Origin of the sequence: Polyangium spumosum, from assembly GCF_009649845.1 — a bacterium.
Taxonomy (GTDB): domain Bacteria; phylum Myxococcota_A; class Polyangia; order Polyangiales; family Polyangiaceae; genus Polyangium; species Polyangium spumosum.
Genome location: NZ_WJIE01000006.1, coordinates 610,675 through 633,288, shown reverse-complemented (window position 1 = coordinate 633,288; position 22,614 = coordinate 610,675). Strand labels below are relative to the sequence as shown.

At 70.4% G+C, this 22,614-nt stretch carries 17 protein-coding genes; 1 reads left to right on the top strand and 16 read right to left on the bottom strand.

From position 1 onward, the window contains the following. The 3 genes from GF068_RS23510 to GF068_RS23500 form a co-directional block, all read right to left on the bottom strand. Entirely contained in the window at nt 1-390 is a 390-nt protein-coding gene (locus tag GF068_RS23510; protein ID WP_153821660.1) for a MerR family transcriptional regulator, read from the bottom strand. Between the two features lie 5 nt (nt 391-395). Continuing rightward, nucleotides 396-722: an integration host factor subunit alpha gene (locus GF068_RS23505; RefSeq protein ID WP_153821659.1), complete on the bottom strand. Its 327-nt coding sequence runs from the start codon at nt 720-722 to the stop codon at nt 396-398. Between the two features lie 118 nt (nt 723-840). Beyond that, nucleotides 841-2,376 (bottom strand): cellulose synthase family protein, encoded by a 1,536-nt coding sequence (locus GF068_RS23500; RefSeq protein ID WP_153821658.1) that lies wholly within the window; start codon nt 2,374-2,376, stop codon nt 841-843. A gap of 189 nt (nt 2,377-2,565) precedes the next feature. Between GF068_RS23500 and GF068_RS23495 the strand changes: the two genes are divergently transcribed. Beyond that, nucleotides 2,566-3,630, top strand: a complete 1,065-nt coding sequence (locus tag GF068_RS23495) for a hypothetical protein (protein WP_153821657.1) — start codon at nt 2,566-2,568, stop codon at nt 3,628-3,630. Between the two features lie 58 nt (nt 3,631-3,688). On the opposite strand, the gene GF068_RS23490 is transcribed toward GF068_RS23495, so the two are convergent. The 13 genes from GF068_RS23490 to GF068_RS23425 form a co-directional block, all read right to left on the bottom strand. Continuing rightward, on the bottom strand, nt 3,689-6,946 hold the full coding sequence (locus GF068_RS23490) for a MopE-related protein (protein WP_153821656.1): 3,258 nt from the start codon (nt 6,944-6,946) through the stop codon (nt 3,689-3,691). A gap of 213 nt (nt 6,947-7,159) precedes the next feature. After that, entirely contained in the window at nt 7,160-7,528 is a 369-nt protein-coding gene (locus GF068_RS23485) for a DNA-binding transcriptional response regulator (protein WP_153821655.1), read from the bottom strand. Between the two features lie 156 nt (nt 7,529-7,684). Further along, complete coding sequence (locus GF068_RS23480; protein WP_420814125.1) at nt 7,685-8,443, bottom strand: ABC transporter ATP-binding protein; 759 nt, start codon at nt 8,441-8,443, stop codon at nt 7,685-7,687. Next, complete coding sequence (locus GF068_RS23475) at nt 8,440-9,261, bottom strand: ABC transporter ATP-binding protein (RefSeq protein ID WP_338046533.1); 822 nt, start codon at nt 9,259-9,261, stop codon at nt 8,440-8,442. Before GF068_RS23475 ends, GF068_RS23480 begins: the two co-directional genes overlap by 4 nt. Then, nucleotides 9,258-10,445, bottom strand: a complete 1,188-nt coding sequence (locus GF068_RS23470; protein WP_338046532.1) for a branched-chain amino acid ABC transporter permease — start codon at nt 10,443-10,445, stop codon at nt 9,258-9,260. The genes GF068_RS23475 and GF068_RS23470 overlap by 4 nt, the downstream gene beginning before the upstream one ends. A gap of 103 nt (nt 10,446-10,548) precedes the next feature. After that, on the bottom strand, nt 10,549-11,229 hold the full coding sequence (locus GF068_RS23465) for a ClpXP protease specificity-enhancing factor SspB (protein ID WP_153821653.1): 681 nt from the start codon (nt 11,227-11,229) through the stop codon (nt 10,549-10,551). A 62-nt stretch (nt 11,230-11,291) separates the two neighbouring features. After that, complete coding sequence (locus GF068_RS45320; protein WP_240807229.1) at nt 11,292-13,841, bottom strand: glycosyltransferase; 2,550 nt, start codon at nt 13,839-13,841, stop codon at nt 11,292-11,294. A gap of 75 nt (nt 13,842-13,916) precedes the next feature. Continuing rightward, nucleotides 13,917-14,858 (bottom strand): DMT family transporter, encoded by a 942-nt coding sequence (locus GF068_RS47125; protein WP_338046531.1) that lies wholly within the window; start codon nt 14,856-14,858, stop codon nt 13,917-13,919. Beyond that, nucleotides 14,855-15,850, bottom strand: a complete 996-nt coding sequence (locus GF068_RS23445; RefSeq protein ID WP_153821652.1) for an asparaginase domain-containing protein — start codon at nt 15,848-15,850, stop codon at nt 14,855-14,857. Before GF068_RS23445 ends, GF068_RS47125 begins: the two co-directional genes overlap by 4 nt. Before the next feature lie 33 nt (nt 15,851-15,883). After that, nucleotides 15,884-17,128 carry an AgmX/PglI C-terminal domain-containing protein gene (locus GF068_RS47120; RefSeq protein WP_338046530.1) on the bottom strand — a complete coding sequence of 415 codons (1,245 nt, stop codon included), beginning with the start codon at nt 17,126-17,128 and terminating at the stop codon, nt 15,884-15,886. A gap of 88 nt (nt 17,129-17,216) precedes the next feature. Next, nucleotides 17,217-18,794 carry an ATP-binding protein gene (locus GF068_RS23435; protein ID WP_153821651.1) on the bottom strand — a complete coding sequence of 526 codons (1,578 nt, stop codon included), beginning with the start codon at nt 18,792-18,794 and terminating at the stop codon, nt 17,217-17,219. A 186-nt stretch (nt 18,795-18,980) separates the two neighbouring features. Beyond that, on the bottom strand, nt 18,981-20,600 hold the full coding sequence (locus GF068_RS23430) for an AgmX/PglI C-terminal domain-containing protein (protein ID WP_153821650.1): 1,620 nt from the start codon (nt 20,598-20,600) through the stop codon (nt 18,981-18,983). A gap of 237 nt (nt 20,601-20,837) precedes the next feature. Further along, a complete protein-coding gene (locus tag GF068_RS23425; RefSeq protein WP_338046529.1) occupies nt 20,838-22,577 on the bottom strand; it encodes a carbon starvation CstA family protein in 1,740 nt (579 codons plus the stop codon). Between the last annotated feature and the right edge of the window lie 37 nt (nt 22,578-22,614).

Here is a 22,614-nt window from a genome sequence, read left to right as displayed (position 1 = left end):
CTAGCTCTTCTTCGCCGCGGCCTTGGGCTCGTCGAGCTCACGCATCATCGCGACGAGCTCGCTTCGGATGTCGAGCAGCGCCTCGCGCATCCTGCGCGCCTGCTCCACGCTCGGATCGTCCTCGCCGGGCGGCTCGATGCCGCCCTCGCGCAGCTTGCGGCGCGCGCCCGCGATCGTGAAGCGGTGCGCGTAGAGCAGGTCCTTCACCTTGAGCAACGTCTCCACGTCGCGACGCGAGTAGACGCGTTGCCCTTTGGCGGACTTCTGCGGCCGGATGGAGCGGAACTCGCTCTCCCAGTAACGGAGCACGTGCGTCTCGACGCCGACGATCCCGGCGACCTCTCCGATGCGGTAGTAGAGCTTCGCGGGAAGCTCTCGACGCCCGGACAAGCCGCTCACTCCTCCGCGACGGCGGACGCCGCGGCGCCGTTGCTCCCGGAGGCGCGCTGGTTGAGCGCGTGCTTCAGGATCTGGCTCGCCTTGAAGGAGAGGACGCGGCGCTCGGTGATCACGATCGGATCGCCCGTCTGCGGATTCCGGCCCTGACGCTGACGTTTGTCGCGCAGGACGAAATTGCCGAAGCCCGAGATCTTGATCTTCTCGCCGCGGCCGAGGGTCTCCTTCATCGTCTCGAAGACGAGATCGACGAGGTCCGCAGACTCCTTCTTCGAGAACCCCCCGAGCCGGCCATAGACGGCTTGTACGATTTCGGCCTTGGTCATAGACGAAGTCCCGCCTGTACGACGCCGAGGATAAGAGCCCGGGCCGGGAATATCCAGGGGGGAGTTGATCGAGATCGTGGGGTGACGGGGCGTCAGGGCGACGCGGGAGGCGGGAGGATCAGGCGGCGAGCTTGCCGACGGGCTGCTCGGCGGCGGCCGTGGGCTCGCTGGGGCGCTCGCTCGACGCGGCGAGGAGCGAGGGCGCGGCCTCACGGCGGCGCGTCGCCTGCTCGTGCGCCACGAGCATGGCCACGTAGCCGTAGCCGATCGTGAAGAGCGCCGCGAAGGGCGTGGCGAAGTAGTGGCCCGTCTGGATCGAGGCGACCGTCGCGCCGAAGGAGAGCAGGCAGAGGCCCGTCTCGAGCAGCGGCAGGTCGGCGCGGGCGCGGTAACGGCCCTTGTTGACGCCCTGCTTGGGCGTCCGGACGAACTCACCGGCCATGTGGCGCAGGCCCTCGAAGACCGCCTTCGAAAGGTGCGGCGCGAGGCCCGTGCCGAGGGCGATGAGCATCGGCAGGCGCGTGAGCGCGTTGAGGCGGCTCCGGCCCTGGGCCGCCTCGGCGAGCATGTAGAAGGCCGCGAGCGAGCCCGTCGTGGCCACGCAGAGCGGCAGGTCGACGATGAGCATCGTGAGCGTGTCCGTGGCCGGCATGAGCACGAGCGCGGGCAGGAGCAGGACGCTCAGGGTCACGAGCAGCGGATACGCGAAGTGCGGCGTGAGGTGGAAAAACGCCTCGAGGCGCTGCGAGAAGCTGATGTCCGACGAGAGCACGCGCTTGAGGAGCTTGCGGGCCGTCTGCACCGTGCCCTTGGCCCAGCGGTACTGCTGCGCGCGGAGCGCCGAGACGTCCTCGGGCAGCTCCGACGGCGAGACCACGTCCTCGCGGTAGACGAACTTCCAGCCCGCGAGCTGCGCGCGGTACGAGAGGTCGAGGTCCTCGGTGAGCGTGTCGTGCTGCCAGCCGCCGGCCTCGTGGATCGCGTTCTTGCGCCACATGCCGCCGGTGCCGGAGAAGTTGAAGAGCAGGTCGGCGCCGTACCGCGCGCGGTTCTCGACGAGGTGGTGGCCGTCGAGCATGAGCGCCTGCACCTTCGTGAGCACCGAGTGGTCGCGGTTCAGGTGGCCCCAGCGGGTCTGCACCATGCCGATCTTCGGGTCCTGGAAGTGACCCACGATGCTGCGGACGAACGAGGGCTGCGGGATGAAGTCCGCGTCGAAGATGGCGATGAGGTCACCCTTGGCGACCTTGAGGCCCTCGTCGAGCGCGCCCGCCTTGTAGCCGACGCGGTTCGTCCGGTGCAGGTACACGGCGTCGACGCCGCGCTCGCGCAGGCGGTCGACGTGCGCGCGGACGAGCGCCTGCGTCTCGTCGGTCGAGTCGTCGAGCACCTGGATCTCCAGCTTGTCCGCCGGGTAATCCATACGCGCGGTCGAGTCGAGCAGGCGCGCGGCCACGGTGGACTCGTTGAAGAGCGGGAGCTGGATCGTCACGCGCGGCAGGTCTTCTTCGGCCACCTCGGGCATCTGCTTCGCGCGCTCGATCTCGCGGCGATGCCGCAAGCACAGGAACACGAGGTGCAGCCGGTGCAGGCCGTAGGAGCTGAGAGCGAGGAGGACGGCGAAGTACAGGACGACGAGCATCGTGTGGAGCATCGTGCGCGCCTCCCTCGGGCGCAAAAAAACAGCAGAACGACGAGGGAGTACCAGAGCCCGGCCGTCATAGTTGTCATGGACTTGTAAAACGTTGTCTCCGTTTGTCTCCGTTCGTCACGGCGCGCCGCGAGGGCCCGGCCGGCCGTGACAAGTCCTGACGAACCTCGACACCCGGGTTACGCTCGAAAGGTGAACGAACGATCCGTGCAGACGACCCGCGCCGCGCTCGAAGACCTCAAGACGCGGCACATCGCCTTCCTGCGAGCGCGGCTCTCCTCGCCCGCGGCGCGCGCCGAGTGGCAGAAGACCGTGGCCGACGTGCTCGACGAGCTCCGGTTCGCGCCGCTCGGTCGCGTCGTCGAGCCGAGCTCGCTCGTCTCCGCCCTCGACGCGGCGATCACCAAGCAGACGGTCGACACCAAGCTGCGCCCCGCGATCGAGCGGCTCGCGCGCGAGGTGCACGCGGTCCTGGTGAAGGAGGACGCGACGATCGGCTCGTTCGTACCGGAGCACGCGAGGCGCGAGCTCGCCGCGCTCTTCGCGCGCCCCGACGTCCTGCCGCCGAAGCTCGTGCGCGAGATCGCCGAGAGCGAGGCGGCGCGCGAGGTCATGCGCGAGGTGATGGCCGACGCGCTGAAGCAGTTCTCCGAGCGCGTGAACCCGTTCGTCGCCGAGTGGGGGCTGCCCTCGCTGATGAAGAAGCTCGGGCCGTTCGGGCTCGGCGGCGTGGGCAAGGCGATCGACGGGCTGCGCGTAGATTTCGAGAAGCGGCTCGATCCGGAAATCCGGAAGTTTCTGCTGGGCTTCTCGGGCAAGGCCGTGAAGAACGCCGCGGAGTCGATCCTCGCGCGCGGCAGCGAGCCGCCCTTCGTCGCGCTGCGGCAGAGGCTGGCCGAGTTCCTCCTCGAGCAACGCTTCGCCGAGGTGATGCTCGACGTCGACGCGACGACGCAAGGCGCACGGATCGGCGTCGACGTGGCGGCGCACCTCGCGGCCCACGCGACGCTCGCGGCGCGGCGGCGGGCGTTCGTGCTCGCGTGGGTGAAGGAAAACGAAGAGAAGCCGGTCTCCGAGGTGCTCGCGTCGCTCGGGCTCCCGGACAAACCCCCGCGCGAGCTCGTCGAGAAGCTCGCGGACGCGACGTTCCCCGCGCTCCTCTCGACGCTGGGGACGCCGGCGGCGCAGGCGTGGCTCGCGTCGATCGTGGCCGAGTTTTACGATGGGCTCGTCGCTGCGGACGAGGGGACGGGCTGAGAGCCCCTCGCCCCCGGCCCCTCTCCCGCACGCGGGAGAGGGGTGAGGGAGGGCAGGTTCAGGCCGCGCGGCGGCGGCGCGTCGCGAGCAGGAGGCCCGCGACGAGGGTGAGCGTGATGGGCAACGCGCCGCCCTGCGAAGGCGCGGTGCGGCAACCACAACCTTCGGCGCTGCCCGGCGTGCCCGGCACCTCGTCGACGGGCGGCTTCGGCTCGCACTGGCCGGCCGCGTTCGTCGTCGAGTTGCACACCTGACCCTCGGGGCAGGTGTTGCCCTCGACGCCGCGGCAGCCGGCGACGCAGCTCCCGTCCTCGCAGATCATGCCGCTCGACGTGTTGCCGCAGTCCGCGTCCCGCCCGCAGCCGGGCGACGTCCCGAGGTCGTCGCCGGCGAAGAGCGGGTTCGTCTCGTCCGCGTCGACGACGCCGTTGCGGTTCTTGTCCTCGTCGCCGTCGTTCTTCGAGCCGCCGTCCGTGTCCGCGACGAGCACGAGCGTCTTCGTCACGCCGCTGTCCATGTCGGCGATGCACTTGTCCGCCGAGAGTTCCGTCCCCTCGCCGTCACACGCGCGGCCCGCCTCCGTGCCGTCGAACAGGCCGTCGTTGTCGGCGTCGAAGTCCTTCAGGTTGATGCCGCCATCGCCGTCGTTGTCGTCGCTCGGGTTCGGCTCGTCGCCGTCGGCGAGGCCGTCGTCGTCCGAGTCCGCGTCGTTCACGCCCGTCTTGAGCGCGCCCTCGAGCGCGTCGCTCAGGCCGTCGCCGTCGCTGTCCACGACGTTTTGATCGTCGTCGCCGCTCCGCGGGTCGAGCTCGCCCGCGTTGACCACGCCGTTCAGGTTCGCGTCCTCGGAGCCGTCGATCACGCCGCCCTTGTCGGTGTCGCGCGAGACCACGGACGTCTTCGTGCCGCCGAGATCGCCGTCGGCGCGGCAGTGGCCGGCCATCTTGTCCGTCGAGGGGTGCTGGCAACCCTTGCCCGCCTCGGTGCCGTCGAAGAGCGCGTCGTTGTCGCTGTCGACGTCGAGCACGTTGATGAGCCCGTCGCCGTCGGTGTCGTCGCTCGGGTTCCGCTCGTCGCCGTCGAGCAGTCCGTCGTCATCGCTGTCGGCGTCCTTCTCGTTCGTGCCGAGCGTCTTCTCCAGCGCGTCGCCGAGGCCGTCGTCGTCGAAGTCCTTCGTCTTGCTCGCGTCGCCGGGGTTCTGCGGGTCGCCCTCGTCGAGGTCGATGACGCCGTTCAGGTTCGGGTCCTCCGAGCCGTCGCTCTTGTCGTCGCCGTCGGTGTCGGCGTTCAGCGGATCGGTCACCGTCTGGCCGCTGTCGCCGTCGGGCTTGCAGTGGCCGAGCTCTGCCTCGGTGGCCGGGTCGTCGCAGTTCTTGCCGAGCTCGGTGCCGTCGAAGACGCCGTCGTCGTCGCTGTCGGGGTCGAGCGCGTTGATGAGCCCGTCGCCGTCCGAGTCCTCGTCCCAGAGCGGCTCGTCGTTGTCGAGCACGCCGTCGTCGTCGCTGTCGGCGTCGTTCGGGTCCGTGCCTTCGCGCTCCTCGACCCCGTCGAAGATGCCGTCGCCGTCCGCGTCGCCGCAGCCGTTGTCGACCGTGCCTTCGCAGTCGTTGTCCAGGCCGTCGAAGCAGACCTCGAAGACCGGCGTGCCCGCCGTGCCGCTGCAGACCACGGCGCCCTGGGCGCCGCAGACGTTCACGCCGCTCGCCTGGCACTCGCCGAGGCCCGACGTGCAAGCGTCCCCGAGCCCGAGGTCCTCGTCGACCTCGCCGTCGCAGTCGTTGTCCATGCCGTCGCAGAGCTCGGAGCCGGGGCCGTTGGCCATGGCGCTGCACTTCGTGCTCTCCGGCCCGTCGCAGACGATCTTGCCGTAGACCTGGCACACGCCGATGCCGTCGGAGCAGTCGACGCCGGTGCCGTAGCCCTCGTCGGCCTGACCGTCGCAATCGTCATCGATCGTGTTGCAGGTCTCGGGCACGCTGCCGGGCGCGACGTCGCCCACGCACTCGAGCACGCCTGCGTTGCAGTTCGTCACGCCCGGCTTGCAGATCGAGGGGAACGGCGTGTTGCAGGGCAGGTTCGACTCGGGGTTGTTGTCGTCGACCGTGCCGTTGCAGTCGTCGTCGATGTTGTTGCAGATCTCGGGCGACGGGTTCTTGGGCACGGCCGTGCACACGACGTTCGGCCCGGAGCACTTCAGGATCCCCGGCGTGTAACAAGCGCCGACACCCCCGCTGCAGGGCGTGCCGTACTGGGGGCACTGGGGCACGGTGATCGTGGCCGTGCAGTAGCCGCTGATGTTCTGCGGGGTCGTGAAGATGACCGCGAGCACGTGTGTGCCCGCGTCGAACTTGCTCGGCGTCCAGGTGAGCGTCGTCCCGAACGGGCTCGGGTTCGTGGTGTTGATGCCCGGGTTCAGGACGCCGATCGAGCCGATCGACGTCAACAGGAGCGTCGAGTTCGGCAGCGTGCCGGTGAAGGTCTTCGTCAGCGTATCGCCGACCTCGGCGACCCAGCTCCCGCTGCCCGTGCACGTGGGGACGGGCGACTGCACGAGCTCGAGGATGAAGTCGAGCGCGGCGCTGCTCACGTTGTTGTTCTGCGGGTTCGTCGACTCGAGGACGACCTGGACCGCATAACGCGAGCCGCCCACCCCGGCGGTCGTGTCCCAGGTGAGCGTGCAGCCGGGAGGGTTGCTGCTCTGCGTGAGGGTCGGCGCCGTGCCGCCGATCACGGGGGGCATGATCGTGGTCGTGTCGCCGATCTCGTTGTTCTTGGCGAAGCGGCAGCTCACCGGCGCGCCGTCGGGATCGATGGCCGGGATCTGGATCGTGCGGATCCCGCCCACCTGCATCTGGACGATCGCGGGGAGCACGGAGATCGCGTTGCCTCTGTTGCCCGGCGTGAGGTCGACCTTGGCCTCGACGCGGAAGGTATCGTCGCCGGCGTTGATGAGCTCCGAGATGCGGCAGCAGCTCGTGAAGAACGCCGTGTATTGCCCGGCCGTCGCGTAGGTGTGCAGGACGCGGTACCGGTAGAACGAGTATTCATTGCCCCCGGTGTCGAACCCCGTGCCGAGGAAGGTGCCCTGCGTGGAGGGGTTCGTGGAGCCGTCGCCGAAGTTGAGGATGGTCGAGTCGATGTAATCCGAGCGCCACGCGACCGTGACCTCGAACGCGACCGTGCGCGGCTCCTCGTTCGGATTGGGGACAGTCCAGGTGATGTTGCCGTAACGGAAGTGCGTCGCCTCTGCGCGCTGCGCGAACACGAAGACGCACAGCGCCGCAAGGACGGCGAGGAAGCCCTTGAATTTCGACATCGGTCCTCCGGAGGGCGCGAGCGAGGCGGGAGCCTCGGCGAAGGCGCTGCAAGTAAATGTGAGCGCGCCCAAGCTGGGTCGTACTCTGACCAGGGGGCCGGATGGTCGCCTTTCCCGCCGCGCTCCGCAAGCGCGGCGCTCAGACACGCACGTGTGTCCGCCGAGCCACGACGAACCCGTGGGCCCTCGCGAGAGGATCGATGTGCAGGGGGGTCAGGAAAAGTGCGCCAGCGCTTCGACGGCCGACTCGACGTCGCCGAAGCCACGCGAGGGGCAGGCGGGGACCGCGGGGGCGAAGGCCTCGACGTCGAGCAGGAGCTCCTGCCCCGCCTCGGCCGTCCAGAGCACGAGCGGGAGCCTCGGATACACCTTCCGCACCTCCTCGACCTCGGCGTGCGGGTGATCCTTGGTCGCGAGCACGAGCACGTGCGGCCTGCGCGACGAGACCGCGCTCCGGGCCCCGTCCAGGGCGGAGCAGGTCGCCACGTCGTAATGATGGGCCGTGAGAAACGACGCGAGATCACCTGCGCTCGTGGGGTCGGCGTCGATGACCAGGACGCGTATCGCGGAATCGTTCACCATGATGGTTCGCCCCTAGCAAAAGACACGCCGAAGGCCCAGCAGCCGGCAAAACCCACGAAGCGAGGTTCGGCGCGGCGCGAGGGGCGGCGTGGTGCGATCGGGGTTGCACATCACGTGCCGCGTCAATTCGCGGCAGGCGAGGCCAGGCGCGTAGCCCTAGCCGCCGAGATAGGCCGCGCGGACCTCTTCGTTCGCCGCGAGCGCTTTCGAATCGCCGCTCATCGCGATCTCGCCGGTACGGAGCACGTACGCCCGCATGCTGTATTTCAGCGCCAGGCGCGTGTTCTGCTCGACGAGCAGGATGGTCGTGCCGGCCTGCGCGACACGCGCGATCGCCTCGAAGATGTCCGCGACGAGCCGGGGCGCGATGCCGAGCGAAGGCTCGTCGAGCAGGAGCATGGAAGGCCGCGCCATCAGCGCGCGGCCAATCGCGAGCATCTGCTGCTCACCACCCGAGAGCGTGCCGCCCTCCTGCTTCATGCGCTCGCCGAGGCGCGGGAAGAGGCGCACCACGTCCTCGAGCGTCTCGTCCATCGTCACGCGGTCCTTGTGGTTCCACGCGCCGATCTCCAGGTTCTCGCGCACCGTGAGGTTCGGGAAGATCGCGCGGCCCTCGGGGACGAGCGAGATGCCGAGGCCAACGATCTGCTCGGCGGGCACGCCCGCGAGGTCCTTGCCGTCGTAGACGACCTTGCCCGAGGCGATCGGCAAGAGCCGCACGATCGTCTTCAGCGTCGTGGTCTTGCCCGCGCCGTTCGCGCCGATCATCGCGACGATCTCGCCGCGCCGCACCTCGAGGCTCACGCCCTTCAGCGCCTTGATCCCACCGTACGAGACCGCGAGGTCTTCGACGACGAGCAGCGGTGTGCCCGTCTCGGCCGCGGGCGCTTTGCGCGTGGGGTGCGCGGTCTTCACGTCGCGGCCTCCTCCTCTTGCGCGGCGGGTCGCGCGGCAGGCGCGCCCTCGTCCGGGGCCTCCTCGCCGAGGTACGCGGCGAGGACCTTGGGGTTCTTGCGGATCTCCTCGGGCTTGCCGTGGGCGATGGTCTCGCCGTGGTCGAGCACGTGGATCTCCTCGCACACGCCCATGACCACCTGCATGTTGTGCTCGACGAGGATCACCGTCAGGTCGAAGCGATCCCGAAGCCACTGGATCTGCTTCTTCAGGCCCTCGGCCTCGCCGTAGTTCATGCCCGCGGCCGGCTCGTCGAGCAGGAGGATCTTCGGCTCGAGCATCATCGCGCGGGCGATCTCCAGGCGGCGCTGGTTGCCGTACGAGAGCGAGGTCGAGGTCTCGTCGGCGAGTTTGTCGAGGTCGAAGATCGCGAGCAACTCGAGGGCGCGCTTCTGCATCTCGGCCTCGTCCCGGTAGAACGAGCCCGAGCGCAGGAGCGCCGAGAAGAGGCCCGAGCGCCTGCGGTTCTCGCACGCCACGAGCACGTTCTCGAGCACCGTGAGCTGGCCGAAGAGGCGGATGTTCTGGAAGGTGCGCGCGACGCCGCGGCGCGCGATCTGCGCGGGCTTCAGGAGCGAGAGCTCGTCACCGGCGAAGCGGATCGTGCCCGCGTCGGGCTTGTAGACGCCGGTCACGAGGTTGAAGACCGTCGTCTTGCCAGCGCCGTTCGGCCCGATGAGGCCGAAGATCGAGCGCTCGGGCACGCTGAAGGTCACGCCCCCGACGGCGCGCAGGCCGCCGAAGGTCTTGGTCACGCCCTGGAGCTCGAGCGCGCTCACTTCTCCGCCTTTCCCGTGAGCGGACCCGTGCCCTCCTCCGGGTGGGCCTCGGCCTCGGTGCGCGCCGGCAGAGGCTCGGGAGGAGCCTGGTTCAGGCGATGCCGCGGCTTGCGCCGCACGAGCTCACGCTCGCCGAAGATGCCCTCGGGGCGCAGGATCATGAGGCCGATCAAGACGGAGGCGTAGACGACCATGCGCAGCGCGTTGAGGTCGAGCGCAGGGTAAGCCGCTTGGAGCGCCTGCACCGACTCGAAGCGCTGGAGCTGCTCGATCATCTTCACCGTGAAGGTGACGAACACGCCGCCCACGATCGCGCCCGACACGCTGCCCGAGCCGCCGAGGATCACCATGGTGATCGCGTCGAACGAGTAGGCGAACGTGAACTGATCGGGCTGCACGGTGGGGTTGCCGTTGCGCATCGACGCGAGCATCGCGCCCGCGATGCCGGCCCCCGTCGCCGCGAGGACGAACGAGGTCACCTTGTACCGCGTCGGATCGACGCCCACGCTCGCCGTGGCGATCTCGTCCTCGCGCAGCGCCCGGAGCGCGCGCCCCCAGCCCGAGAACTTGAGCCGCCACGCGATGATCACGCAGACCACGACCGCGCCGAAGATCCAGAACGGGCCGGCGTACTGCGGCACGCCGTTGCGATCGGGACCGGCGTAGCCGTTCTGCCCGCCGAGGTAGGCGAGGAACTCGGCCACCGGCCCCTCGACGTCGCCGCCCGTCTGCGCCGTGGCGATCACGAGCCGGAAGATCTCCGCGAAGCCGAGCGTGACGATCGCCAGGTAGTCGCCCCGGAGCCGGAGGCTCGGCAAGCCCACGACGAACCCGAAGATCGCGGCCACGACGCCCGCCGCGAGGATCGCCGCGGGCATGACGATGAACGAGTTCGAGAAGAACACGTCCTCGGCGCCGAGCGCCTTGTGGATGTGGCCGGCGACGATGGCCGCGGTGTACGCGCCGATCCCCACGAAGCCCGCGTGGCCGATGGAGAACTGCCCCGCCATGCCGTTGATGACGTTCAGCGACAGGGCCACGATGACGTTGACCATGGCGAACAGCGCGAGCTGTTGCAGGGCCACGTCGGGGATCAAGAGGTCGAACGAGAACTCGAGCCCCACGACCGCGCCGATGAGGGCCAGCGTGACCAGGATGCGGCGCAGGAGGGAATCGGGCGACACGGCTCGGCTCGTCCGAGCAGCGTCCCCCACGGTCGAGGGGGGCATGGGCGGTGGAAAACTCGCGCGGTCGGCTCCCACGGTCAAGCAGGAGTGACGCGCGTTGCTACTTGACCACCCGCAGGTAGGGCGGCAACTCGCGGCGCGGCTTGCGGCCCGGCGCCGCGGGGGCAGGCGCGGGGCGCGCAGGCTCCGTGGCTTCCTCGATCTTCGGCTCTTCCGCGGCCTCGGCGGCCGCAGGTTCGACCGACGAACTCTCCTTCGCTGCCACCTCCGCCTCGCGCTCGGGCTCGGGCTCGGGCTCGGGCTCCGCGGGCACGACGCGCATGGGCGCCTCGGGCTGGGGCTTCTGCTCGGGCGGCGCGTCCGCGACCGCGGCGAGCTTGGCCCGCGGCTTCTTCTGCGCGGGCTTCTGCGCGTCCTTCGCCTGCTGCGGCGGGGCCTGCATCTGCGCCACCACCTCGGGCGGGATGTCGGTCGGCCACATCATGCCGCGGCCGTCCTCGCCGACGAGGGCGTAGATCGCGTTCCACGGCATGCGGCACCAGAAGGGGGCCCGATCGAACGAGAGCGTGCAGGTGATGCCCTCGTCGTCGACCTTGAGGTCGGTGATCGGGACGAACATGTTCATGCCGACCTGCAGGACGAGCTGCGGCTGGTCGAGGAAGCGCTTCGGCACCAGCACGCCCTGGCGTCGGGGGTCGAGGTGCACGAACATGCTGGGCCCCTCGAGCAGGGCGAGCGCGACCTCCTTCTTGGGCGGGAGCTTCTGGCGACCGTCGGACATCCTCTCTCCGATACCCTGTAAGCGCGCATCTCGCCAAGCCCGGAATGCGAGACCAGGCAGCCTCAGGCGAGGCGCAGGACCTCGGCGTACAGGGTCTCGTAGGCGGAGATCATCTGGCCGATGCCGTACCGCGCTTGCACGAGCGCGCGGCCGGCTCGGCCCATCTGCGCCCGATCGGGGCGCGTCCACACGCTCGAGATCGCGTCCGCGAGCGCGGCTGGCTCGCCCGCGGGGACGAGCAGGCCCGTCTCGCCGTGGGTCACGATCTCGGGATTTCCGCCGACGCGCGTGGCCACGATCGGCAGGCCCGCGGCGGCGGCTTCGAGGAGCGTGAGGCTCGTCCCCTCGGTGCGCGAGGCGAGCGTGAAGAGGTCGAAGCCGGGCAGGAGCACGGGCACGTCGTCGCGGTGCCCGAGGAAGTGCACCGCTCCTTGGAGCCCAAACTTCTTGACCAGCGCCTCGAGCGCCTCGCGCTCCGGCCCGTCGCCGACGAGCGTGAGCCGCGCGCCCGGGTGGCTCGTGCGCACGCGGGCGAAGGCCTGGATCAGCGTGGCGTGATCCTTCTCGGCCGAGAGGCGCGCCACGCAGCCCACGTGGAGCACGTCCGCGGGCACGTCGAGCGCCTGCCGGGCTCGCGCGGCGTCGCCGGGCTCGTAGACGCGCGTGTCCACGCCGTTGCGGATGGTCACGAGCCGCCGCGCGCTGCCGCGCTCGATCTCGAGGGCCACGCGCCGCGCGTCGTCGCTGACGGCCACGATACGATCCGAGAGGGCCGAGGCCATGCGGCTCGCGAGCACGCGCCCGGCGTCGTCCGGGTAGTTGCGCCCGTGCTTCGTGTGGACCACCCGCGGTCGCTTGCCGATCACGCGCCGCGCGGCGAGGGCCGCGAGCGCGCCGTGCACGTGCGGGCGCGGGTTGTGCGTGTGCACGAGGTCGATCCCTTCGCGGCCGAAGAGCTCCGCGAGATCACCGATCACCGCCGGATCGAGCCCCTGCCCGCGCCGGAGCAGGCGCAGCGGCACATCCATCGGCGCGAGGCGCGGCGCGAGCTCGCCCGGCTCGTCGAGCGCGATGATCATGGGATCGAAGCGCGCGCGGTCCATGCCCTGCACGAGGTCGAGCACCACGCGCTCGAGCCCGCCAGCCCGGAGCCCGAGCACCACGTGCGCGACCCGCGTGCGAAGCCGACGCGACCCGAGCCCGCCCCCGAGCGACGTCGGCTGGTCCCTCTCCCGGTTCGGCCGGGTGATCGTCACGCTGCCGAGATCCACGGGCACCTCCGAGACGGTAACGCGGTGTTTGCCCGCGGCGGTGAGCGGGATGTCGCGCACGAGCTGCACGTCGAGCGGCGCGTTCGGGCCGAGCACGAGCCGGAGGCGCTCGTCGACGAGCTTCGTCACCTCGGGCCCGTAGTCCGGGCCGGGCACGATCTTCAGCGTCACCGTGCGATCGGCGCGCTGGTGGACCTGGTAGCGCTCGACCGGCAGGTCCTTGAACAGGAAGGGGAACATCTCGCCGGCGACGATGCGGCTGTCCTCGCCGAGGATGAGGTCGAGCGTGCGCCCCTCGACCGAGGCGAGGCGCGGCAAACCACGGCCGCACGCGCAGGCCCCCGCCTTCGCGATCGCCACGTCCTCGTTGCGGTAGCGGATGAAGGGCATCGCGCGGTTGTAGAGGTCGGTGACGACCACCTCGCCGGGCGTGCCCACGGCGGCCGGGCGTCCTCCGGAGAGCAGCTCGACGAAGACCCCCTCGGCGTGCAGGTGCAGGCCCTCGTGACGCTCGCACTCGGCGCCGATGAGCATCACCTCGCGGCAGCCGTACCGATCGAAGACGGGCGCCCCGAACGCGCGCTCGATCACCTCGCGCTGATGATCGAAGACCTTCTCCGCGGCCGTGATGATGCCCCGCGGCGGCGGGATCTCGATGCCGTGCTCGAGCGCGGCGCGCGCGATCAAGAAGAGCGGCGTCGTGTACCCGACGACCACGCGCGGCGCATACGCGGCGATCTCGCGGACGGTCTCGCCGAGCCGATCGGCGCGCAGGTGGAAGGTCGAGATGTACTTGCGCCGCCACACGGCCTCGTGGATCGCGCGCTTCGTCGTGGCGAACCCCTTCTTCTCGCCCGGTGGCCTTCCCCAGACGTGCAGCTCCTTCTCGCCCATCTCCGCGCCCGCCCAGCCGTCGGCGCGCATCGCCGCCGCGACGCGCCGCTCGTAGGTCGCGTGGTCGAAGGCGAAGCGCATCGGGTCTCCGGTGGAGCCGCCCGTCGAGCTCGGATGCAGCTTGCCCTGGAACGTCTCGGCGACGAGCTCCTCGCCGTGCTTGCGCACGTCCTCCTTCGTCAGGATGGGGAAGGCGGCGAGGTCCTCGGGCGCCTTCACCTGGCTCGCGCGCACGCCGTACTCCGCGAAGCGCCTCCGGTAGAAGGGGATGTTCTGCTCGGCGTGGCGCAGCGCTTCGAGCAGCCGCCGGAACGCGTCCTCGGCGACCTCTTCGGGCCTGCGCCACTGCGACTGCTCGAGCTCGGAGAGCGCGCGGAGCGTGTCGCGCTTCCGGAGGTGGGTCTCGTACAGCGGGAAGAGCACGGACTGGAACAGGCTCGCGTACATCGCAGCGAGCGTCCTCCCGGACAGGCCCGTGTCAAGCGCGCGACTGTGCTGGATCCAGCAGCAAATCGGCCTCGATCACGTCCCGGTCGCCCTGCGTGCGTCCGGGTCTTCGGCGGCGCGCGGCGCGTCCGTCCGGCCCTCCGGTCCGAGGATCGCGACGAGCACACCGGCGAGGATGACGGCCCCGCCCACGAGCTCGAGGCCCGTCGGCAAGAGGCCGAGGAAGAGCGCGCCGATCACGATGCTGCCGAGCGTCTCGCCCGGCGACACGAGCGCCACGATCGCAGGCGGCAGCGTGCGCGCCGCGGCCTGCACCGAGGTGTGCCCGATGATCGTGGGGACGACAGCGATCACCACGAGCGCGACGAACGACCTCGCGGGCAACTGCGTCACGCCGTCGAGCGCGCCGAGCGGCGGGAGGACCACGAAGATCGTGATCGCGGCGACGCCGTAGATGAGCGAGCCCGCGTGCCGCGCCGGCAGCGCGTCCTTGATCGCGCGCGCGGCCGCCACGTAGAGCCCGTACAGCGAGACCGCGCCGAGCACGAAGAGGTCGCCGGAGAGCCTGTGATCCCCCGCGCCCGCGGCCTGCCCGATCACCACGGCGCCCGCGGTCGCGAGCAAGACGCCGATCTGCTCACGCCGCGTGGGGCGCACGCCGTGCACGAGGAACGCGCACACGACCACGCTGAGCGGCTCGAGCGAGACCAGCGAGACGGCGGCGGGCAACGAGGTCTGGAAGAGGCCGACCTGGAAGAGCGCGAAGTGCGCGCCGAGCAACACGCCACACGCGACGATGCGCAGCCGCACCGCGGGCGTCACGGCGCGCGCGTGCCGCACGACGCCCGCCGGATCGAAGGCGAAGAGCAGGATCGAGGCGAGCAGGACGCGCCCGAACGCGAGGAAGAGCGGGTGCGCGGGCCTGGCCACCATGGCCATCGGCGAGCTCACGGCGAAGGACAAACTTGCGAGCGCCACGATGAACGCGGCGCGCGCCCGCCCCGACGCGCCGCTCACAGGCTGATCTCGCCCGCCCACGAAGACGCGAACGCCACGCGCGCCGCCGCGACCCGCCCCTCGCCCTCCGCGCGGCCGAGCGTGATCATGAGCTTCGTCAGGGCCGCCTCGGTCGTCATGTCGCCCGCGCCGATCGCGCCTGCACGCGCGGCCGCGACGCCGCCCTGATACCGCGCGAGATCCACGGCGCCGCGCGTCGACTGGCTGACGATCACCACGGGCACGTCCGCCGCGCTCGCCGCCTCGATCACGGGCACGAGCGAGTTCGACAGGCGCGGCACGTTCCCCGCGCCGAAGCCCTCGATCACCACGCCGCGCACGCCCGCCGCGAGCGCGCCGGAGAGCAGCCGCGGATCGAGCCCCGGGAAGGCGCGCACCGCGAGCACGTGGGGCTCGAGCCTGCCGTCGAACGGCGCCCTCGGCCGCGGCGCGAGCACGTGCGGCGCGAGGTGCACGCCGAGGCCGAGCTCGGCGAGCGGCGGACACGCCGGTGATCCGAAGGCCTTCATCCCCCACGCGTCGAGCTTCGTCGCGCGGCAACCGCGGAGCAGCTCCGAGTGGAACGCGATGCCGACCTCGGGGATCCGCGTCGTGGCGAGGTGACACGCGTCGACGAGGTTCGTGCGCGCGTCGGTGCGCACGTCGATGAGCGGCTTCTGCGCGCCCGTCAGGATCACCGGCCGATCGAGCCCCGGCAGGAGGAACGCGAGCGCGCTGGCCGTGTAGGCCATCGTGTCGGTGCCGTGGACGATCACGAAGCCGTCGTACCGATCGAGCGAGCCGTGCACGCACGCGGCGAGCTCGACCCAGTGATGCGGCTGGAAGTCGGCCGAGTCGAGGTTGTAGAGGATCCTCGTCTCGATCTCGGCGAGCTTGCGCAGGACGGGCAGCTCCGCGACGAGGTCGCGCGTGTACACGTCGGGCTCGAGCGGCGTCGGATCGCCGCCGCGCATCATGAGCGTCCCGCCCGTGTGGATCAGCAAGAGCCGCACGGCCGCGAGACTAGCAAAGGTTTTACGTTCCGCTCATCCACCCGGCGAGAACATGATCGGGTAGACCACCGACACGATCCCGCCCTCGGGCTTCGGGAAGCTCAGGCCGTGAAAAGCGCGCACGATGCACGCGATGACGCCGCCGTCGGGCATGTCCGAGCCGCCGTTGCCGACGTTCGACACCGCGCCGTCGGCCCCGATCACGAACCGCACGGCGACGCGCCCCTGGAGGTTCGGGTTCAGCCGCAGGCCGTTCTCGTAACAGAGCCGGAAGCGCCCGAAGTTCTGCCGGATGATGCGACGGACCACCTCGGGCGGCAGACGACCGTTCAACGCCATCGCGCCCGGGCGCGTCTGCGTCGAGGCGCGCCCGGTGGGCGCGGGCTGCGGGGCCGGGGGCTTCGGCGGCTGCGGGGGCCGCTCGTAAAGCAGGCCGATCAGGCCGGTGTCGCGCGTGTCGCTCGGCTCCTCGGCGCGCGCGCGGGCGAACTCTTCCGCGGCCCAGCGCTCGCTCGCGGTCTGCAGGAACCGCATGTACGCGTCGTCTTGATCGGCCTCCGAACGAAGGCGACGCGCTCGCCGTCGCGCCCTGCGTTCGAGGGCCGCGAGCACGCTCTCTTCCCCTTCACGCTCGGCCCACTCCATCTCCTTCTCGGCGGCCCGCTCCAGCATCTGCTGGATGTAGAACCGCTGATCATCGGTGACGCCGTCGTAGTCGTCGTCGTCGATGGGCTGGAAGCGCGAGCCCACGAGCGCGAACACGAGCAGGTGGAGCAGCACCGAGGCCAGGTGCGAGAGCCCGAGGCGCCTCTCCATCACGGGCTGCCTGGGCGCGCGGGGAGCGCCTTCGCTGCCGGTGATCTCGATCGTGATCGGCCCGATGCGCACGGCGATCGTCGCGGCCAACCCGAGGAGCACCTCCGCCGCGTCTCGATGAACACGCGAAGCCTCGGCGAGGCCCCGCGCGACCGCGCGCGCCGCCGTCATCGGCTTGCCCCCGTCGATCACGACCTTCGCGCCCTTCGGCACGACGACGCGCACGTCTCCGTCCCAGCGCGCGAGCAGCACGGGCACGCGCGACGCGCCCACGATCTCGGCCGGCAACGCGACGTCGCAGCCCGGCTCGTCGCCCACGAAGAACGGGCGCGGCGGCGAGAGCTCGTGCGCGGCGAGCGTGCAGTCGTCCCCCCAGCGCACGACGACGTCGACGGCGCGCGCCGCGGCGCTCACCCTTGCATCTCGAACCGGCGGATCGGAGGCCACGGAGACACCGACCACGAAACCCTCCCGATCGTTCCAGCCGAGGACCTTCGCCTCGCTCGAAGGTACACGAGCTCCCGAGGCGCAGGAAGGGAGGGGGGCTCGCTCAGGCCCAGATCACCCGCACGCGCCGCCCTCCGCGCGTGACCACGTCCTCCTTGCGCACGGGCTTGCGCGCGAGCTTGCCCCGCGCGTCGAAGATCCAGAGCGTCCCGCGCGAGAGGCCGAGCTCGCCGAGGTACACATCGAGCTGCGCGAGCCCCTTCTTCAGCGGGTTCTTCTGCCCGCGCCGCCACACCTTGATCTCCATGGCTCGCCGCTGCTCGGCGCGCGTGCCGTCGGGCTTTCGATAGGGGTAACGCACCAGGAGATCGATCCGCCCTCGACCGACCCCGTACTCGCGATCGATGTACCCGCCGCCGTTGACGATCCGCTGCAAAAACGCCATCAGCACGAGCTGCGGCCCGGCCTCCGGGTAGGGCATCCGCGTCGCGAGCGCTTGCCCGTGCTCCCGCCAGAACCGCGAGAACGCCCGCAGGAGCTTGCGCCACGCGAGCCTGCCGTCCGGGAGCACGAACGCGCGAGGCTCGTCCATCACCTGATCCTCGGCCTTGTTCCCGAGGACCCGGACGATCACCTCCTTGTAGATCGGGTTCGCGATCCGCAAGGGCCGCGTCAGCACGAGGCCGAGGTCGCGCACGTAGGAGACGTCGTCGTCGTAGGTCACGTCGGCGCCTTCGTCCCCCGGCACGCCGACGAGCATCGGCTCGATCACGCGGCGCACGCGCGGCTCCATGAGCCTCGCCACGAGCGAGTCGAGGTGCGTCTGGCGCGCGAGGATGAGCCGCTCCTTCGCGGCGTCCACGTGCGCGGCCGTGATCGGCTCGGTCGCGGGCACGCGCATCACCTCGACGATCTCGCGAGCGAGCGCGTTGACGAGCCACGGCTGCCCGCCGGTGACCTCGAAGGCATGCGCGACGGCCTCGTCCGTGAACACCTGCCCCGTCTCGGTCGTGTGCTGGCGGTAGAGCTCCGCGACCTCCTCGCCCGAGAAGTTGCCGAGGCGCAAGGACGCGACCTTCACGTTGAACGGGCTCGAGGTGCCGAGCCGGTTCGGATCGCCGCCGCTCGCGACCTTGTACTCGCGCACGTCGCGCAAGCCGCAGAGCACGACGGATGCGGGGAAGGCGTGCGGTCGCTCGGCGTATCCCGCGCGGAGCTGCCGCAACACGCTGAGCAAGCTCTGCCCGCGCAGCGCGTCGATCTCGTCGAAGAAGAGCACGAGCGGCCGGGGACACGCTTCCGCCCAGGCCTTGAGGGCGCCGTACAGGAGGAATCCATCGGGGGCGACCTCCGAGAACGGCGGCGGCTGGAGCTCCGGCGGCAGGCTGGTCTCGGCGCGGCTTCGCAGCGAGGCGAGGATCGTCCGCTGGGCGCCCTCGAAGTCGTCGCCCGCGACCTCACCCGCCTCGCAGGAGAACTGCAGCGCCGCGTAACGACCCGAGGCCGTCAGCTCCTCCGCGAGCGCTCGCAACGCCGTGGTCTTGCCCGTCTGCCTGGGCGCATGGAGCACGAAGTAACCCATCGTCTCGATGAGCGCGATCGCCTCCGGGATGCGCCGCAGCGGCGGGAGCATGTAGTGCATCTCCGGCCGGCAAGGCCCCGCGGTGTTGAAGAGCTTCATGTGCGGGAGCATGCACCACGAGGGCCGCATCCGCACCGTCCCCGCTCGCCGACGAACTCGACCCCCGGCGAAGAAGGGCCTCGACCGACTTCGCCGGAGGTTGACCCCCAACGAAGACGGGCCTCGACCGACTTCGCCGGAGGTTGACCCCCGGCGAAGTCGGTCCTCGAACCCTCTCGCTCCCGATCAGCTCCCGGGCTGGAAGAGGATCGGGTAGGTCACGGTGACGATCCCGTCCTCCGGCGCGGGGAAGCTCATGCCGTAGAACGAGCGGACCACGCAGGAGACCACGTTCTGATCGGCGATGTCCGCGCCGCCGTTCGACACCTGCGACACCGCGCCGTCGCGACCGATCACGAACCGCACGGCCACGCGACCGCCGAGGTTCGGGTTCTGCCGCAGGCCCTGCTCGTAGCAGAACCGGAAACGCCCGAAGTTCTGCCGCACGGTCCGCTGGATGATCTCGGCGGGCAGACGACCACTCGCCGAGACGCCCTGGGGCCGCACGATCGGCGCGCTCGTCTTGTGCTCCCGCGGCTTGAACTGGCGGTTGAAGCCGCCCGGACCGCCGAGGTTCGCGCCGATCGTGCCGATACGATCGATCCCGATGCCCTCACCCTTGCCACCACCTCCCTGATCGAGCCCCGTCAAACCGAGCCCACCCGCGCCCGCGGCGTCGTCGAGCGTCGTGCCCCAGAGGTTGCCGACGGCGTCCCGCGGGTCGCTGCCGAGGGAGGTCTCGCCGCCCCAGGACGCGGTCACGGGGCTGCCCCCGTTCATCACGTTGAGCATGCCGATCATCCCGAAGTTGCGCGCCTCGTCGAGCGCCGCGTGCCGGGCGATCTGCGGGTCCGTGTTGTCCCTCGGCCCGCTGAACGCGAGCCGACCATCGGTGTTTCTGCTCGTCGTGCTGCCCGTCTTGCCCTCGCTGTCCCTGGCGCGCGCGCCGGAGCTGCCGCCGGGGCTCTGCGCGTCCGTCTCGACGAGCTCGGGCGTCTCCTTCTTCTCCTGCTCGCGCTCCGCGCTCACGTCGAGCGCGTGCTGGATGAAGTACTTGTCCTCCGCCGAGATCCCGTCCTGCTCGTCCACGCCGAGGGGCGGGAGGAAAAACGCGGCCGCCGCCAGCAGCCCCGCGTGCACCGCGAGCGAGACACCGTGCCAGGACAGACCCTTGCCCTGCGTCGCCACCACCGGGCCCTTGACCTTGCGGCCCGCCTTCACGCTCGCGACCTGGATCGTGAGATCGCCGATCGCCACCTTCACCATCTGGCCGAGCGAGAGCGCGATCTCCACGCTGCCCGCGAGCGCCGCGCACGGCGCCGCGTTCGTCGCGTCGACCGGGGCGCGCTTGCCCTCGGTCTCGATCGAGCCCTTCGCCGACGCCGGCACCACGACGCGCGCCTTGCCGTCCGCGCCCACGAGCACGACCGGGAGCCGCGAGGCGCCGAGCGTGGCCGAGGGGATCACGAAGTCGGCGTTCTCCTCGCCGACGTGGAACGGGCGCGCCGGCGAGAGGTGCGCGACGTGCAGGATCGAGTCGCCCCAGAGGATCATGATCTCGATCGCCTCCTCGGCGCGCTCGCACTCCTCGCTCGGGACCTCGGGGCCACTCTTGACGAGCGCGTACGTGTACGAACCCTCGGGCGCGTCGGCGCTCACCTCGACGGGCTCGTTCGTCTTGTCGGCGAAGAGGGCGCGGGGATCGAAGGGGCGCGCCTGGGCCGCGCCGAAGAGATCCACGGGCGCCTTGGCGACGAACGGGTTGTTCGAGTCGAGTGCCTGCTTCTTCTCGTTGCGATGCTCCATGACGAACCTCTCCTGATGTCCTCCGCGCTCTCGCGGGGATGGCTGCATTCGTTTGCCGTGAACCTCTGCTACGCGGGCGACCCTCGGCGACGCCCTCTCCAGGGCGTCCCTGCGTCTCATCCGGCGTTCAGCATCGCGTCCACGTACGAAGCGACAGCGAGATCGTGGACGGGTTCCAGAAAAGCGACAGGGGGCTGAAACGGCGGGGAATGAAGGGGATTCGTGGGCTCTGGGGCCCTAGCCCGCGCGTGTCTCGGCCGGAAGGGGGGCGCGGCCGAGCAGGGCCCTTCCCGACTCGACGAGCAGGGCCACGGCGAGGCCGACGAGCAGGACGCCGACGACGCCGTTCATGGTCGCCGTGTTCAACGAGAGGCCGCCGTCGCGCAGCGATCCGAAGGCGTGGCGGATCTGGGCGACGAGGGCCCAGAGGGTCACGGTCATGACGAAGAGCATGGGCACGGCCGTGTACCAGATGCGGCGCTTCTCGCGGTGGAGCCAGACGGTGATCGCGAGGAGCGTGAGCGCGGCGAGGAGCTGGTTGCTCGTGCCGAAGAGCGTCCAGAAATCGAGGTAGGCCGGCCGGACGCCGGGGCCCGGCGGGCGCGCGGTGGCGACGAAATACGCCGGCGGGAGCAGGGTCAAAGCCGCGGCGATCGCGCCCGCTTTGCGCTTCTTGCTCCAGCCGAAGAGCTCCTCGAGCACGTAACGGCCGAGGCGCGTGGAGACGTCGAGCGTGTCGAAGACGAAGGTGGAGAAGGCCATCGCGCCGAAGGTCGCGGCGAAGAGGAAATGCTCTTTGCCGAGGATCACGGTCATGAAGCGGCCCACGCCATCGCCGTAGATCTTGCCAGGACCAGGGAGCTTTCCCTCCGGCGCGAGGGTGATGACCGTCGTGAGCGCGATGATGGCGACGAAGGCCTCGAGGAGCATCGCGCCGTAACCGACGGGGTGCGTGTGCGACTCCTTGGCGATCTGCTTCGAGGTCGTGCCGGAGCAGACGAGGCCGTGGAAGCCCGAGCAAGCGCCACACGCGATGGTCACGAAGAGGAACGGAAAGAGCGCGCCGAAGGGGCCGCCGGCGTCGAAGGTCTTGAAGGCCGGCATGCGGATGTCGAACTCGCCGGGATAACGCAGGCCACCGAAGAAGAGGCCGATCATGCCGGCCGCGAGCGCGAGGTAGAGGACGAACCCGCCGAGGTAACCCCGCGGCTGGAGCAGCAGCCACACGGGCAGGAGCGAGGCGATGAAGCAGTAGACGAGGATGCCGAGGCCAAAGGCGCGTTGCGGGTTCTCGAAGGGGAGCACGAACGCCGTGGAGACCTTGGTGCCGAGCCAGACGACGCCGAGCGTCGCGGGCACGAAGACGAGCGTCATGAGCCAGAGCGGAGGCTTGAAGCGCCGCTCGACGAGGCCCATCACGACGGAGAGGCCGAGGTACATGACGCTCGCCGCCGCGACGGCGCCGCCCGGGTTGAAGCTGTAGGTGCCGCCCTCGAACTCCTCGGTCTTGCCCACGAACGTGCTCGCCGTGATGTCGGCGAAGGCCACGATCACGTAGATCAGCGCCAGCCAGATGAACGCGAGGATGAGCAGCCACGCGCGCCGGCCGAGCTGCCGACGGACGATCTCGGCCACGCTCTCGCCCTCGTGTCGCACGCTCGCCACGAGCGCGGAGAAGTCGTGCACGGCGCCGATGAAGATCACGCCGAAGCCGATCCAGAGCACGCACGGGCCCCAGCCGAACATCTGCGCCGCGAGGATCGGGCCCGCGATGGGGCCAGCCGCGGCGATGGCGCTGAAGTGCTGGCCGAGGAGGTAAAAGGGCTTCGTCGGCACGAAGTCCTCGCCGTCGGCGCGCGTGACCGCGGGCGTCACCTTGGCGTCGTCGAGCGCGTAGTTCCTCGCGACGAGGCGGCCGTAGGAGAAGTAGCCGACGGTGAGCAGGACGATGACGCCGAGCGCGAGCAGGGGCAACACGCGGCGAGTATACGGCCACGCCGCGCAGATCGAGGCG

Excerpts from the sequence above, each read along its gene's own strand:
- GF068_RS23485 (WP_153821655.1), bottom strand. The coding sequence starts at position 7,528 with ATGGTGAACGATTCCGCGATACGCGTCCTGGTCATCGACGCCGACCCC.
- GF068_RS23505 (WP_153821659.1), bottom strand. The coding sequence starts at position 722 with ATGACCAAGGCCGAAATCGTACAAGCCGTCTATGGCCGGCTCGGGGGG.
- GF068_RS45320 (WP_240807229.1), bottom strand. The coding sequence starts at position 13,841 with ATGTACGCGAGCCTGTTCCAGTCCGTGCTCTTCCCGCTGTACGAGACC.
- GF068_RS23465 (WP_153821653.1), bottom strand. The coding sequence starts at position 11,229 with ATGTCCGACGGTCGCCAGAAGCTCCCGCCCAAGAAGGAGGTCGCGCTC.
- GF068_RS23435 (WP_153821651.1), bottom strand. The coding sequence starts at position 18,794 with ATGAAGCTCTTCAACACCGCGGGGCCTTGCCGGCCGGAGATGCACTAC.
- GF068_RS23430 (WP_153821650.1), bottom strand. The coding sequence starts at position 20,600 with ATGGAGCATCGCAACGAGAAGAAGCAGGCACTCGACTCGAACAACCCG.
- GF068_RS23490 (WP_153821656.1), bottom strand. The coding sequence starts at position 6,946 with ATGTCGAAATTCAAGGGCTTCCTCGCCGTCCTTGCGGCGCTGTGCGTC.
- GF068_RS23500 (WP_153821658.1), bottom strand. The coding sequence starts at position 2,376 with ATGCTCCACACGATGCTCGTCGTCCTGTACTTCGCCGTCCTCCTCGCT.